The following is a 15,734-nucleotide window of genomic DNA, read 5'->3' as shown; positions in this document are numbered from 1 at the left end:
GGACACCTTTTAATAAACATAAGAAAACGTCGCCAGAAAAAACAATCCTAGCGGCACAAAATATGGAAGAAATCGCTTATTGAAATCAACTCTCGCTACCAGGAACTCACTGGCATAAAAGAGCACAACAATTCTCAGGGTAAAATGACCTAATGTAGTCGAATCGATTGAATCAAATGGGAACTGAGGTATGACAATAACAGCAAGAAAAACAAGCAGATCCTGATTATCTAATCGAAAAAACTCTTTACGCGTCATCCTAATCGCCAGAGCCAAAACAACAACCAATAACAACAAGAAACTGTCGAAGAATACCACCAAGGCAGTCGAATCGATGACCGACAACAATAGCGTGGCGACAACACCGCCACTATAGAAGATCAACCGTAGAACGACTGGATTCTGCCCTGTAGATAACAAATGCACCAAAAACAAAACAACACTGACAACGATCATATATTCAGCAAGCTCAGCAGATATATCACCATAAGAAAAAACAAATACAAATGTGTAAAAAATCAACAAAAGGCATTGAATAACCGAGGTGGAATGTAGATAAAACCACTCAAACCTTCTAATCAAGCTATTTCTTTTGTCATTGTTTATCCGCTCCGACAAACCTACATCAGCGCCTTTCGATATATAAACATTGGAAGACAATAGATAGAGCATCAGAAGCAAAATACTACAAAAGAACAGGTAGAATACTGCAATGATAAGGTCACTTTCATAACGCAGAAAATACGATGAGGCTAAAAGCGAAAACTGCATGATATAAATGGCGGCTACAGCTTGGTAATGGTGAAAACCAAGACCCATCAATCGATGATGCAAATGATTTTTGTCAGGTGAAAATGGTGATCGACCAGCTCTTAAGCGGATAACCATAACCATCAAAGTGTCGAAAATTGGCAAGCCTAACATCAAAACAGGAAGCATAGGGCTGAGCGGAGAATTGTCAACCTGAGTCACAATCAGGGCCAAGGAGCACAGAACAAGGCCGGTTAACTGACTGCCTGTATCGCCTAAAAATACGCGTGCAGGGTAGGTATTGAACCGAAGAAAGCCAAGCAATCCACCTATAACAATAATTGCAACCATAGCTGCACCGAAATCTTCTGCAATTGAAGCATACACAATCACCAAGCCAAGAGACAGTAAGCTAACACCAGCAGCGAGACCATCAAGTCCATCAGAAAGATTGACCGCATTAATACAGCCTAACAAAAAGAAAAACGAAACCAGTAAGCATAACGGTTGATAGTACGTCGTTGTTGGCGAGAAGAATGGTAGTATTGATATTTCTATGCCAAAGAAAATCAAACATATGACGGCCAGTATCTGCCCAATAAATTTCCACTTATAATCAAGCTCTTTAACATCATCGACAACGCCGAAAGTAACAATAATGGAACTGGCTATAATTAATCCTAGCAATTCATCATTAAGCGGCAACCACAGATATAGGGGCAAGACAGAAGCAAGCGCAATAGCCAATCCACCACAACGCGGAATAACCGCAGTATGTATTTTTCGTTCATCGCCAGGCTCATCGGTCAAACCAAAGTTGGCGGCATAACGAATCATTGGAGGCATCAATACAATGGTACCAAACAACGATAAGGCAAAGCTTAAGACCAGATCCAAAGAAAAACCTCTCTTATTATTTTTATAGGTCTAACCAATTATTTTACGAGCTTGGAATGTGGGATTCTAATTTGGGATAAAAATCAAGCAAAAACTCACCCAATCTTTCATCAGCAGTACTGATTTCCTCATTTTCACCAAGCATTGTTATAACTCGCACCAACGCTCCATCGGTACGATTTATACGAATAGCATCGATCATCAGGTAGATTTTTAGCGAGTATTCATTGGTAAGTTTTCTCCCTCTCTGTTCGAACCAATAATATACCAACTGCTTTTTCCCACCCTGTGAAATAACACTACGGTTAACCATCATTCCATTCATGGATGGAACACCCACAACCTCGTGTTGACCAAACTCCTGCATAACCCAGCCGCCTCCAGGCAAACATGACTTCGGAGAATGTATAGACGCCCCCTTTCTCTGTGAATTGTAATAGGCAACATACAAGGCTACAGGCGACTCGTTACTAACACCGCGGCTATAAGTTGCGGTAATATAATCCGTCAATTTCAAAACATCTAACACATCGTCCTGTAATGACGTTGTTCGCCCATACCAATCACCTTTAAACACAGGGAAAGAAACAAACGATTCACGCTGGGGCTGGATATCCTCGCGCCCAGTAACGACATTCTCTGCAGACAAAGAAGCCAATAATAGTACGGTAACAATTACCAATGGAGCCTGATTTTTAAAGGAAAAGAAGGTATCTCTAAACTTGATATTCGGCCAATCGGGAAGATCTAAATCAAAGCGATCAATAACAGGGCTCTTATAGCCAGATATAACCCCAAGGATTATAATTTCGATAAACAAAATAAACAAACAAGCTATAAAAATAACCCAGCCTTCGAAGTCATGGAGAAAACCCTCGGCCATCTCTATCCCCCAATACTCCACTGTGACACCAATTATGCCAATCCTAAAACTGTTCATAATTACGGTGATAGGTATAGTCGTTAGGAAAATTATAAACTTATGCCACAGCGGCCCCCTATATATTGCTGCAATAAGAAAGCCAAAGCTCATCAGAGGGAATAAATAACGCAACCCACTACAGGCCTCAACCACTTGTAATTTATAGACACCTAAATCAATAACATTCCCTTCCAAGAAAACACTGATATTGAAAATTCTTATAAAAAAAACACCGATTTCAGATGAAATTAACTGCAGAGATTGACTGAGACTGTTATATAAAAAATTCGGAAGGGGGATCATAAAGACAAGATAGGCAATAGGTATAATTAACACCCACATACCACGCCAACCAAAAATAGTAATCACCAGCCCAGCTATAGAGAGTAAAAAAGCATACTGAGTTATGATATAAAGAGAGCTAAGTTCCCCCATAGCCCAGAAAACCACACCAAAAAGTGTAACAACAACTCCTAACCAACTTCCCTTTCTTGATCTTTTCGACAGTGTAGGCAGTGTCTGCAACGCTAAGAAAATTGCGATCATAGGGATCATATAGCCATGACTATACTCGTCGCGCTCCCAGTACTGAACCATGAGGAATAGTGAATCGCGGCATATATAGATAATCGAAAATAAAGATAATGCTGAAAGAGCTGAAAACAACCAAAAATCAGAAGATGGTTTCTCTAATACTCTATCTGTTATCTCAACATCTATATCAGCCATGTAGCAATCTCATCAAGTTTATAATTATATTTGATTCAATAGCACCATACTCATTCACACTGCTCAAGCAATGTCGGAAATTATTACATTGGCGACATATTAAAATTAGGCCTCAACATAACCTTCACATCGAATTAACTCAGCTAACATCACTGCTATGTTATCTGCTAATACGAGCCTATCAAAATCACGCTCTACACAGACGCGGCCATTATTAGAGCATTCACGATATAAATTATGATCATCGGCCAACCGTATGATTGCTTGAGCCAAAGCAGAAGCATCCTCAGGGGGGATGGAGATACCGCTTCCAGCACTGTCGATAATCTTTTCAACCTCTCCTTCCACACCGAGAATAATCGGCTTCTCCATTGCCATAGATTCAAATATTTTAGAGGGTATAACAGACTTAAAAAGGTCCAGTCTTCGTAGCACAACAAGACTGACATCAGATACAGACCAAATTTTAGGCATCATCTCCTTGGGTTGCTGTCCTAGCATGACAATATTACTAATTCTCTCGTTTTTAATCTTATCATCAAGCCTGGAGCGTTCTGAGCCATCACCGACCATTAGAATAGCAATATCTTTACGTTCAGACAGCAGTTTAGCGGCATCAAGAATGGTATCAAGCCCGTGCGCCATCCCATGTGTCCCTACATAGGAAACGACGAATTTATCGAGCAGGCCATATTTTTTAGAAAACGCTTCATTCTTGGGTATCGGAGTAAACATATTTAAGTCAACACCATTGCGTATGACATGAATACCATCATCGCGGCCTGAGACATTCTTAATATGACTGACAAAAGAATCTGTCACTGAGATAATTCGGTCTGATTTTTTATAAACAAAGCGTTCTATCCACTCGAGTACGGCTATAACAAAATTGTTTTTTACTGCTCCAACTGCAACAATCGATTCAGGCCAAAGATCCCTTATTTCTAACACCCAAGGTGCTCTTTTTATTCGTGAGACGAAATAACCAGCCAAACCATTAAAGAATTGTGGTGTCGTAGAAACAACAACATCAGCCTTACCTGTAAAAAGGCTGCATATAATCGCAGCAAGCATATAGAGAACATAGTTCAAGGTTCTTTTAAGAAACCCTTCATTAGCAGTAATATATGTTTTAACCCTTATTACTTTTATCCCTGCGATTGATTCCTTATAGAAAAGCTTATTGCTATACCCTTGGTAGGCCTTTCCCATTGGGTGGTGTGGCACACAGCTAACAACAGTTACATCGTGACCAAGCTCGACCCAACGCCGGCAGTGCTCAAAGGTGCGAGTAGCAGGTGCATTAACTTCGGGGGTGAAGTAATGTGATAGAAATAAAATCTTCATTTTAAAACCACCTCTATTGAGTAGCTAAAAGATTGAGGAAAATAACCAGACGAGGACAGAACTAAACACTTATTAGCTTCCCTAACACCAAAGTCAGGGTAGTATTCCGTATCCATTATACTGACACCATCAAAACCCTTAAAATTTAATTTGGCAATCAAATCTCCCTCCAAATAGAGATATACATTTGTGTCTTCATCGTTTAAAACAGGAATAATAGAGGGATGTAAATGGATTCGATTGACACAATTATCTGAGCCAGAAGCTGTGATGATGTCATTAATTTCTAAACATGAGATAGCATCGTTTTCAACAGTTACATCTACAGCTCTGGTATGCGACACGAGTCCCGCCGGTCTTGCAAAAAAGCCTTTGTAAGCCCCTGTAATTCTATGACTGTTATTAGAGCTATTAAGGTCACACTCCACCGAACTTACCCGTCTAGCAACGCGAAAATCGCCCCATACCTCAGTCTGCTCATAGCCAGCAACCTGAACAGTATTATGAGCCTGAGTTGAGCGGCAATGCGCTCTACATTCACCGGGCTGATACTCATAAACACCGGTATCAACAATAACCTTACTACCAGCCAACATAAGTTCGTAACTCAATATATCGCAATGTGTATGACCGGGCTGATAATCAGGGCCAACCGGCCCAGTTTTCATCACAAACATGTCATTCGTTAGCTTAATACCCGCATAACCAGAAGATTTGTAATTATATGCTTCAGCGATATGACCTTGAGAAAAGATGTTAACTGATTCTGCATACCTCATGTTCCACTCAGTCAAGCAAGGTACTGAAGAAGCATCATTAAAGTTAGGTAAATCTCCATTAGGAAAAACGATTTGCTGTGAGAAATCCAGCGCACGACATATATATTGCTCGAGAAAATCTAACGGTATAAGCCCATTAAGTTCTGGATTTTCGACTGACTCAGTAAACGAGAATAGTTCTAACAATCCTTTGGTGATCACTTGATGATAAAGCGAGCTTCTTTCATAGTGGCCTCCATCAGGTAAGAACTGCTCAACTATCTGTTCATTTAGTTTTATAGCATAACCAGAAGCCCATCGATCAGCCCTACGCGATTTAAAAAACAATCCAGCCAAGTATATGGCCTTTATATTTTCAAAATAGTGATTAGCGAGTATGTGCAATTCGAGATTGCTCTCCAACCATATACACTGCTGGTAGAGCGACTTCAAAGCCTCTGCCGGGACATCCATATCACGGCATGAAAAATATTTTATCCAACTTACAATTCGCAGGCTAACGCAGTATGGCTCCCACCCTGTGCCGGTATCAACAGGATTTTTATCGATCCACTGCTGGATCAAACTTATTTTTTCAATGTCACTTCTCGAACCATCTGAAAGAAACTCAAAATAATGCAAATTATATCGCCAAAGCCTACTAACAGTACACAATTCCCAATCAACAGTTTCATTTTCAAAACAATGAGAAACATTCAAAAATTTGAAATTAAATGGCTTAAATGAATTGAATGACTCGCTATTATCGAAAAAAGAAACCAATGATCTATCTCTGATACAAAAATCATTGTCAGATAAAAAATTATATTTAATTTTTATTACTCTTCTAATAAAATAATAATAAACCTGAGACAACTTTAAGTATCTTACAGTTCTACCCAACTTGAGAAAATATTGTATTCTGATATTCATTTACCTAGCCATAGATAAATCTAAACAAATACGAGAAACTTCGAGTATCTCATCAACAGGAGGCAGCATAGAGTTATCTAACGTCTTTATTGCAGAGACAAAAGCTTGAGCACATTGTCGCTGCCCCTTATCTTGGCGTAATGTACGCATCTTTTTGAAACCGGGCCAGTTATAACCGGTAAGCATCCTAAAGTTGTTCAATAGTAGAACACTGCCGGCACAAAATACTTCCAACTTCTCTTTTGGGTACGACTTACCACCTACAGAAATGTAGTTAATGAGACCAATCGAGCCATCCTCAAAAGACAGGCTGACTGAAAATGAATCAGAGCACTCTGCCTTCATATTATTAATTGAGTAACTGACCACCTTATGACCACACAAAAATCTCACAAGGTCGATAAAATGGCAGCACTCACCAACTAAGCGCCCACCTCCTACAGCTTCATTCTGAACCCAATGGTCAGAAGGAATATGACCAGCATTAATAGTGTATATAAATGTCTTAGGAGTATTTACTGACTGCAGCAAGGATTTCATCTTGATAGCATGCGGAGAATACCGTCGATTAAACCCAACAGTAAATATAGTGTTTTTCGTTGATAAAGCCTGCTCAATTAAATCAATATCTACATGGTTTAGTGCCAGTGGCTTCTCGAGGAATACATGCTTTTTATGCTCAATAGAGCTAAGTGCGATTGCAGCATGGCTGTTATGCTGTGTTGAAATAACAACCGCTCCTACATCAGAGGCTAAGATTTTCTCATAGTCAGATGTAGCAAGTGATACATTAAATTTCTTGGCCAAACTAACTGCTGTGATCCCGCTATTGCTTGAAATAGCGCTTAGCTTCGCTTCCGTCTTTGAGAAGCAAGGCAACAAAACAGCTCTGGCATAGTTTCCTGCCCCAATAAACCCCAGACTGCTGCTGGTTGCGCAAACATCAGAGGCCTTATCACATTCAATAGCAATCTCTGTGACGGCATGCTCTTCAGCGTCAGAATTATATTGTAAAAGTATACCTAGCTGATTTCCTTGGGATACAAGTTCATAGGCTTGCTCGACCTCGTCAAGCTTAAATTGGTGAGTAACGAGTTTTTCAGTAGAGATATGTCCTGAAGCTAATAGATCAAGTATAGCTTCAAAATTTCTTTTTTCCGTCCAGCGAACATAACCAATAGGATAGTCATTGCCAAACTTTTCATAACTCTCGTCGTAACGACCAGGACCATATGAGCAAGATACTTGAAAACTTAACTCTTTCTCGTAGAAATCATCCCTGGACACCTCCAAGCCAACTACCCCGACAAGAACAATCCGACCTCGTTTTCGTGAAATTCTTGCTGCCTGGGATAAAGGTTCATTGCTTTTAGTAGACGCAGTGATCAAAACCCCATCTACACCATTTTGACGGGAGAAAATCATCGCTGCGTTTAGCAATGATTCTCCTTTTGATAAGTTGACTATTTCGGCACCAAAACTCTTTGCTAAATCGAGCTTATTTTGATCAAAATCTACTGCTAGAACCCTGCAACCCTGTGCCTTGAGTAGCTGAACAGCTAGAAGACCAACAAGCCCTAAACCTGTGACAACGATACATTCACCCAGCGTTGGGTTGAGCAGACGTATACCCTGTAAAGCAATAGCTCCGATGACAGTAAAAGAAGCCGATTCATTCGATACATTGTCAGGGATTTTTGCGGTCAGGTTTTCTGTTGTTGTGACAAACTCAGCATGATTGCCATTGGAGACTACACGATCCCCCACCTTAAACCCATGAGCCTTTTCCCCCATCTCGACAATAGTTCCGACATTGCAATAGCCTAACGGTATAGGTGTGTCTAACTTGCTTCGAACAGCATCAACAGTACTAACGAGACCATCAGTAGAAACCTTTTCGAGAACCTGCTTCACTTTATCAGGCTGCTGTAATGCCTTCTGTAGTATATTCCCGCGACCAAAATCAAGAAGCATTTTTTCTGTTCCGACAGAGACCAATGTATTACTAGTTTGCACCAGGATAGACAAACTGGAAACCTTTGGGCAGGGGCTTAATTCTAAGTATGTTCTTCCGCCTGATAAATCTTGCATGACCTGTTTCATAGTACCCACCTATTATTATACTTTTCGCAATAAGCCAAACTTAATACAAAATCTATCCACCATTGGCGACTTTATACCGTCAGAGCGCAGTGGTCTGTGCCAGCGCAACAATTTAGGCTCTGAAACAGGTTGACTGACCGGCTTAGCGTCAACAGACTCAAACAAGGTTATGACATTGTCTACCGTGTTATTGATCGTATAGCATTGCAAATACTTATCACGAGCCAAATGCTTCATAGAATCCAGAGTTTTTGTTCGTGAAAAATGTGTCAGACAGCTATGGAATTGATCTGACCACTGTTTCAAATTCAAAACATAGCCTTCTCTGCCATGCTGGACCATCACGTCCATCGCTCCAACGCCATCACTTGTAATACAGGCATTGGCCATACTCATGGCCTCAATTAAAGCCATGGGACAGCCCTCACTACGAGAAGGAAGTAAGAATATATCTGAATTTTGAAGAGCCAGCTGCAGCCTATCTCTCGCCACACGCCCAAACATTGTCACATGCGGTAAGCCTTCAAGTTTATTTATATAGGCTTTAGATAAATCGCCGTACCAATGTAACTGATATTCGCTCCAGACCGAACCACCTGACAATACAGATTGCAAGACTAAATCACTTCCTTTTCGCTCAATACTGCCGCCACAATATATTATTGTTTTTTTAACGGAGGAACGAGAAGAGAAATTTTCTGGCTGGATATACGTATCATAGATTCCATTATAAACAATCGGCACTTTGCTTGTATCAATTTTTTTTGTATTAACAATAATCGACTGCATTTCAGAACAAATAGAAATTATATAATCGCAATATTGGTGGTTATAGCAAGCCAGTGACAAAATATTTGTTCTAGACAAATGAGCGACAGAGATAAAAACAGCATCTAATTTGCTAGCAACACTCTGCAGTATTGGATTATCATTATTAAGAATATATTCAATATTATTATCTGCGACAAAGTTAATAAGATTTATTGATCTTTCAGAAACATCAACAAACTGTGATGTTTCTATAAAACCATCGCAATACTGTTCGAGCCATGTAGCATCAACAGGTTTCGGCGAAGTATAAAAAACACTGAAGCCTCTGCGAAAAAACTCTTCAACCATTTCTTTGCAATAAGTCGTAATACCAGAGCCAGTATCTGGCGCGCTGGACGAGCCAATAAGAATAATCATGAAATCACCTCATTTTTACGTTGCTGAACAAGACTATAGTCATGTGAATCAGACTTCAATCTGGGAAGAACCGCCAACAGGCCGCCAACCCAAATCCACATATGTTCATGTAAGGGCATATTCAGCGACAGACTTGTTACAAAAGCAACCAGTGCACCAATGTATACCATGCCATACAGAGGGTTGATATTTAATCGTCGTAACACCAAATTTCTATGTTTGAAAAGTGGTACTACTACCAGTAAAAACCAAGCAACAAGCCCTATAAGTCCAGCCTCTAGATAAAATGCAGTAGGATTAAAATGCGGAACCTCGCCAAAGTGATTAGCCATAAAATGTTCGTTTCCACGGGGCAGCCACCACATAGGGTTTACTACTCGATCAAATAAATACGAAGCTGAATCAACACGTCCATAAAACGTATGGAAATCATCATTAACAAACCTATCTACGAATTTTTGTGAAAATGTTGTAATAGCGTCAAACTTATAAACCACCAGGGACAAGATAGAAATCGCTGACACTGCAAGGCTTAATATTATTTTTTTAGGATTCTCTTTAAGATAATACCAATAACTGATAATTAATGCTGCCAGCATAATCATAAAACCGCTACGAGTTTGCAGCGATACCATTGCATAAAGAGAGAGTATTATAGTGATAATAAAAACACATTTTATCCACAGACTGTTTCTAATCATTAATACAAAGGATGCAAAGAAAAGGTAAAATATTTGAAAATTTTGGTCTGTTGTAACTTCTGTCCTTACCACTATTACACCATCTTTGAAACCGATAGTATCTATAACAGGAAAATAATTACTATTGAATCCTGATAATGCAACGAAGCAAACAACAGAATATAAAAATGCAATATATAAAAGCATATTGAAAAAAGCACGGAAATCATTATTCGATCTTATTGCATTATATCCAATATAAAATGCTGAGACTGCTGTTATAAGCTTATTAAAACGTCGAAACTCTAAGTCGTCGCATATTACAATACCAACAGCGAATGATAAAAACATTATCGCAAGCAATAAAAACTTATTCGTTCTAACAATTGACTTAGAAAAGCCAAATCGAAAAGATAAAATCGTAACAATTATGGGTAGAGTCGCGTTAACTGGTATACCAAATCGCATACCGACGAAATATGTTAGCATTGAATCGAGCGTAACCAAACCAAAGGCAAGACGCCAATAGCGTGACTCTGATGACTCTTTAGTCTGCATTTATACCTCCCGATACCGAATCAATCTTGCCGGATTTCCACCCACAACTGCATTCCCTGATACATCTTTGGTAACAACAGATCCGGCAGCAACAACAGCCCCGCTTGAGATATAAACACCAGCCATAATGATTGCGCCATGACCTACCCAGACATTGTCTTCAATGGTAATAGTTTTAAACTCTCCCCGACCTGACGCCCTAATCGGCCCAGTTATACCATCAATTTTGTGATCCCCTCCGACAAGAGACACTCTAGAGGCAAAAAGGACATCTGAGCCTATAACAGCGTCTGACGCCAAGTGACAAGCTATACCCATGTAGAAATCTGAGCCTATAACAATGCTATTTTTAGGGCTCACAAAACAGCCAGTCCCACAGTAAAAATTATTCAAATCAATAATAAAATTTGGGGATCTGAATTTTAGTCTTAAATATCTCACCCTGGCGATTATTTTTCTTATTATTATTTTAATCATTTATTTATCTACCGACTCCAAACACTCAACAATAGAATCTATATAAGTATTCACATTATACTTATTTTCAATTACATTTTTTGCCTCGGAGGACATCAATCTCATCCTATCAGGTGATTGAAATAACTCGTCTAACACCTCAAACAACTTATCCGAAGTTATGTCATTAATTATTATTCCAGCACCTGTAGATAGTAAATCCTGCTCACAGCCATCACCTATGGACGCAATCACAGGCACGCCATGAACCAAAGAATCAGATACAACCAACCCCCCTAATCCTGGAAGAACAACAATATCTGATGACAGGAAATACTTACTTACTCCCTCGACGATATTGCCTCTGAAGGCAATATTTTCACAACAACTTCTGACCGCAATCTCTTTAAGACGGATGGCATCGTCGCCATTACCAACCACTACTAAGCTGACATCATGGCCATACTTAATCTCTAGCTTTTGGTACGCATTAATCAACAATTCAACGTTTTTCTGCCTCGTTAAAGCACCTACGAATAGGACGTTAAATTTTGACTTAGCATGTGATTTTTTATATACCTTTTCTATATTAAATTTTGATATTTCTTTCAATTTATCATCAGTATCAATCACATTAACGGCTACAAATATTTTGTCGCTGCTCACTCCTATATTTTTGTAATAGTCGGCACCAACATTGCTATACGCTAAACAGGCGTCTGATTTCCTTTCCGTGTACTCAATAATAAAATCCAAAGACTTTCTAATTCGTGACTTTTTCCTCCCGCTTATTTCACCCAGCCCCCACTGAATCATTTTCTTGTTAAAGAGCTTTACATACAATAGAACGAATAGGTTGTTAATAAAATTTGATGCCCCCTCACAAAGCACTACATCAGGCCTATATAAAATGAGTTCGAACAACAACGTTGGACTAAAAGGTGCCAGTGCATTCCCGTTAGAAGTCTTTAACCTAATGGGAATTGACGGTAATTTTTTTGAAAGAAAGGTATGCGACCTCTTTGAACTGACAACCTTAGTACCTTTGAAATCACAACCATAAAATAGCTTAAGGTCAATATTATTTTTATCTGACAAGCGCTCAAACATCGGTAGACGCCAACCTTGGAGTACTCTATATGTGACGGCAACTTTCATTATATTACGTTTTCACCTTTCTAATAAGAAAAATTGGGGAAATACCAGTGCGAACAACAACAAAGTAACTCATCATAAGAACCCAGCACATCGACGCAGCAAGGTTCACATATACCGCCCCTTCAATACCAAATTCAGGAATTAACAGAGAAGAAAAACTAATACTTACCAGCGACGCAACAACAAGTACTTTAATAGCATCCTTGTGGTTTCCGGTCATCGTCATGATATAGCCAGATATGCCTCCTATTGCATTGATTAATCGTGCAGATATAACAATAACGAGGTCACTATTATTAATGCTATATTCACCACCAAACAATTGAAATATTTCTTCAGAGAAGAAAATAATCGCAAGAGCAATTAGCACACACAAGGCAAAGGCTGGAGCAACAATTGTTGAAATTAATTGCTCAAGTTTTTTCCTCTCACCCTTATCCCATGCCAGGGCAATCTTTGGTGCTAAGACAAGTCCTGCAGCCACTGTTGGGAACTGAACAAAAGTCGACACTCGTAACATTACATTGTATTTTGCCACATCAATTGCACTGCCGGATATACCGAGATACAACAAGTCAAATTGATTAACTATAAGATTAAGAAATACAACAAGAGACAATGATGCAGATGTTTTCAACCATGTCGAAAAATCCACCCTCTTATCAACATTCAGCAAACTACCCGCACCTTGTGGCAGGTTTTTATAAATGATGACCGACGCAATGATTATACATACTCCAGATGAGATGCCATACATTGTCATTACTGATGAAATATCACTGTCGCTATATATATTTACTGAAATTAAAACCATCCCTAGAAATATAATTGGCCTACACACATTAAGGATTGATTGAGAATATATTGATAATCCAATCGCCTGAATTACAGCGCAAAAATATTGACTCACAGAGAAGAGTATAATTATCAGAAAAAACACCAGAAAGCTTATCTCTACAAGGCTACTTGAACCAATATACTGGAGAAGAGCATACAACAATGATATTAACAGGGACATAAGGGCAACAAGAATTACTGCCCTCAGATTAAAGTGATTAAAAAGCTTTAAATTATCCGACTCAATAATACTTGGCAAATATCTGTTTGCAGACAAATCAGACCCAAACTTCGCAACCACAACAGAAAATCCTGTTAAGCTTACATAAAATGCATAGGTCCCGTAGACATCGATTGGCAACGAATTAGTAAGAAACAGCTGTAAGAGGAAGCCAACGGCTACGCCGGCCAAATTGACTAACATTACAGAGGCTGAGCGCCTTAAGGTTACAGTTATCAACTTATATCCCCACGGCAAAACTCAACAAGCGCCTTTCGATATAACCCAAACCTATACAGCTTATTGCTAAGCAAGGTCACCTTTGCTATATCACCTACTTTACAGCCTTTATTGATATGATGCCTGATCAGCTTGTAATCCTGCAGACCACGCTTGAATGCTTTCATTCTAACGCTGTCAAGAATACCACTGTCAGATCCATAAGATAAATTCCAGTCAGCTTTATAACCGTCATAATCTAACCATTCAGACTTGCCACCAATTGCACTATACGACCACACCCCAACCCCTTTCGCCCCAAACAGTCCTGCTTTAATACCTAGCTGTTGATACTCAATTGGACTTGAGCTTTTAGCAGGATAACGAGGCACCCCATAAGTCCAGAGGTCATAATCATTTCTTTTTGATAGCGTACTGAAAACTGAAGCGTATTTATCAAGCGGCTGTATAATGTCAAATACATCTTCGTATAATTCAACATATTTTATTTGCTGATAACTATTTAATCGGGAAAAATCTGGATTTGTATATAATTGAATATCTGGATCAACCTGCTTAAATAGCCGTGCAACATCATAGTTAAACTTTATCCGCTCAAGATTATTTGGTTCATCATGGATATAGACTACTACATTACTAATATTGGTTATTTCTTTTAAGTCATCGATCCAATCTTTAACTATCCTAATTTGTTCATGTTTATCTTTTCTTATAAGCGGGTTTCTATTTGGGAGCCAGGCTAAAAATAGATAATATCTATCCCCCTCAACATTGTTATACTTCTCAATAGTGGATTTTATATTGCTGCTTCTCCCATCAAATTTTGGAATATCGCTGGGATGTATTAAAAAGTTATTCACGCCTATGCCACGTAAATAATCAATAGCTTCCTGTGGTTTAGACCACAATACACCATCTTGCGGATAACCCCATAGCATGACTTCTGCAGGTATAGTCTCCGTTATATATTGCTGCGACTTAATCACAACCTGATAATTTTTTTCCTCCATCGATACACTCACCAGGTACTCATCACACAGCAGACGATCTAATCCTTTGACAGTCAGCATGTATTTTCCGGACTTAAGCCCTATGCGCTGATCCATTTTCAGCGGCATAACTACGTCATAGACGTATTGCCCATCATTTGCCTGCACCACCTGTAATTCACTAAGGCTATGGCCAATATTATTACCGCTGCAATCATTAACAAATACAGAATACCTTTGTTCGTCGAGGGTATTCAATTCTAAGCCAATATTTACATCACTGTTATCAACGCCATAATGAAGTATCTTTAAGGTCTTGTTAGCCTCAACCTCTATACTTTCACCACTGACTAAATCCACCACCGGATCAAATACTCTTAATCTAGCATTCGTAGTGTTTTCTTTTTTTTCGAAGCGTGAATAACTATCCGAAACAACATCATCTACATAGTCAGCATGATTTGGTTGGTCACTATTGCCATTATATCTTTCTGCACTTACTTTAATCTCATCAAGAAACAAAAGCTTACCATCGACATGCATTACTATCTTATATTTTTTCGCATAACCTACAACCTCAATATCAACCCATGCTCCACCATCGACTGACATACCTGGGGATAACACTTTATCCGCTAAGAACCGGTAGCCTCCATGATGCTCCTCATACAGAGATAGCTTCTGGAGCCCATACACTGAGGATTTTTTCTTAATTTGAACATGAACTGACAGGCCAGTTAATTTCATATCTTCGCCAACATCTATGCTAACGACTACTGGGTTAACGTAGCTATAACGAATTGTTCCCAAAGAGTTAACTTGTAATGTCGACGACACAGCCCCATCAAGCAACTGGCTATAACCATCCTGTCTGTTATATACAGGCTCTATTGACAGAATATCAATTGCATTCGTATTGATAGAAATCACAATACTCAGCAGTGATAACAGGCGCATAAGTTTCATCAA

At 39.1% G+C, this 15,734-nt stretch carries 11 protein-coding genes; all 11 read right to left on the bottom strand.

Annotated elements, in window-relative coordinates; translation table 11 throughout:
* Positions 1–9 precede the first annotated feature (9 nt).
* The gene (locus L9P87_RS17210) at positions 10–1,647 is read right to left on the bottom strand and encodes a glycosyltransferase family 4 protein (protein WP_237446000.1); all 1,638 of its coding nucleotides are present in this window, start codon (positions 1,645–1,647) and stop codon (positions 10–12) included.
* Positions 1,648–1,690: 43 nt separating this feature from the next.
* Positions 1,691–3,298, bottom strand: coding sequence for a VPLPA-CTERM-specific exosortase XrtD (xrtD, locus tag L9P87_RS17205; RefSeq protein ID WP_237445999.1), 1,608 nt, complete (start codon positions 3,296–3,298; stop codon positions 1,691–1,693).
* A 105-nt stretch (positions 3,299–3,403) separates the two neighbouring features.
* Positions 3,404–4,645 carry a glycosyltransferase family 4 protein gene (locus L9P87_RS17200; protein WP_237445998.1) on the bottom strand — a complete coding sequence of 414 codons (1,242 nt, stop codon included), beginning with the start codon at positions 4,643–4,645 and terminating at the stop codon, positions 3,404–3,406.
* Entirely contained in the window at positions 4,642–6,336 is a 1,695-nt protein-coding gene (locus L9P87_RS17195) for an alginate lyase family protein (RefSeq protein ID WP_237445997.1), read from the bottom strand. Before L9P87_RS17195 ends, L9P87_RS17200 begins: the two co-directional genes overlap by 4 nt.
* Positions 6,337–8,439 carry a bi-domain-containing oxidoreductase gene (locus tag L9P87_RS17190; RefSeq protein ID WP_237445996.1) on the bottom strand — a complete coding sequence of 701 codons (2,103 nt, stop codon included), beginning with the start codon at positions 8,437–8,439 and terminating at the stop codon, positions 6,337–6,339.
* Between the two features lie 15 nt (positions 8,440–8,454).
* A complete protein-coding gene (locus tag L9P87_RS17185) occupies positions 8,455–9,627 on the bottom strand; it encodes a glycosyltransferase family 4 protein (RefSeq protein ID WP_237445995.1) in 1,173 nt (390 codons plus the stop codon).
* Positions 9,624–10,865 carry an O-antigen ligase family protein gene (locus L9P87_RS17180; protein WP_237445994.1) on the bottom strand — a complete coding sequence of 414 codons (1,242 nt, stop codon included), beginning with the start codon at positions 10,863–10,865 and terminating at the stop codon, positions 9,624–9,626. The genes L9P87_RS17185 and L9P87_RS17180 overlap by 4 nt, the downstream gene beginning before the upstream one ends.
* A complete protein-coding gene (locus tag L9P87_RS17885) occupies positions 10,866–11,342 on the bottom strand; it encodes an acyltransferase (RefSeq protein WP_290368539.1) in 477 nt (158 codons plus the stop codon).
* Positions 11,343–12,479, bottom strand: coding sequence for a glycosyltransferase family 4 protein (locus L9P87_RS17170; protein WP_237445993.1), 1,137 nt, complete (start codon positions 12,477–12,479; stop codon positions 11,343–11,345).
* A 4-nt stretch (positions 12,480–12,483) separates the two neighbouring features.
* A complete protein-coding gene (locus L9P87_RS17165; RefSeq protein ID WP_290368538.1) occupies positions 12,484–13,776 on the bottom strand; it encodes an oligosaccharide flippase family protein in 1,293 nt (430 codons plus the stop codon).
* Positions 13,773–15,731: a DUF4091 domain-containing protein gene (locus L9P87_RS17160; protein ID WP_237445991.1), complete on the bottom strand. Its 1,959-nt coding sequence runs from the start codon at positions 15,729–15,731 to the stop codon at positions 13,773–13,775. Before L9P87_RS17160 ends, L9P87_RS17165 begins: the two co-directional genes overlap by 4 nt.
* Between the last annotated feature and the right edge of the window lie 3 nt (positions 15,732–15,734).

Origin of the sequence: Sinobacterium norvegicum (assembly GCF_923077115.1) — a bacterium.
Classification (GTDB): domain Bacteria; phylum Pseudomonadota; class Gammaproteobacteria; order Pseudomonadales; family Sinobacteriaceae; genus Sinobacterium; species Sinobacterium norvegicum.
The sequence above is the reverse complement of the archived record's forward strand: the minus strand, read 5'-3'. Positions and strand labels throughout refer to the sequence as shown.

Coding starts and splice junctions, on each gene's coding strand:
- xrtD (WP_237445999.1), bottom strand. CDS start 3,298: ATGGCTGATATAGATGTTGAGATAACAGATAGAGTATTAGAGAAACCA.
- L9P87_RS17160 (WP_237445991.1), bottom strand. CDS start 15,731: ATGAAACTTATGCGCCTGTTATCACTGCTGAGTATTGTGATTTCTATC.
- L9P87_RS17885 (WP_290368539.1), bottom strand. CDS start 11,342: ATGATTAAAATAATAATAAGAAAAATAATCGCCAGGGTGAGATATTTA.
- L9P87_RS17185 (WP_237445995.1), bottom strand. CDS start 9,627: ATGATTATTCTTATTGGCTCGTCCAGCGCGCCAGATACTGGCTCTGGT.
- L9P87_RS17170 (WP_237445993.1), bottom strand. CDS start 12,479: ATGAAAGTTGCCGTCACATATAGAGTACTCCAAGGTTGGCGTCTACCG.
- L9P87_RS17190 (WP_237445996.1), bottom strand. CDS start 8,439: ATGAAACAGGTCATGCAAGATTTATCAGGCGGAAGAACATACTTAGAA.
- L9P87_RS17200 (WP_237445998.1), bottom strand. CDS start 4,645: ATGAAGATTTTATTTCTATCACATTACTTCACCCCCGAAGTTAATGCA.
- L9P87_RS17195 (WP_237445997.1), bottom strand. CDS start 6,336: ATGAATATCAGAATACAATATTTTCTCAAGTTGGGTAGAACTGTAAGA.
- L9P87_RS17180 (WP_237445994.1), bottom strand. CDS start 10,865: ATGCAGACTAAAGAGTCATCAGAGTCACGCTATTGGCGTCTTGCCTTT.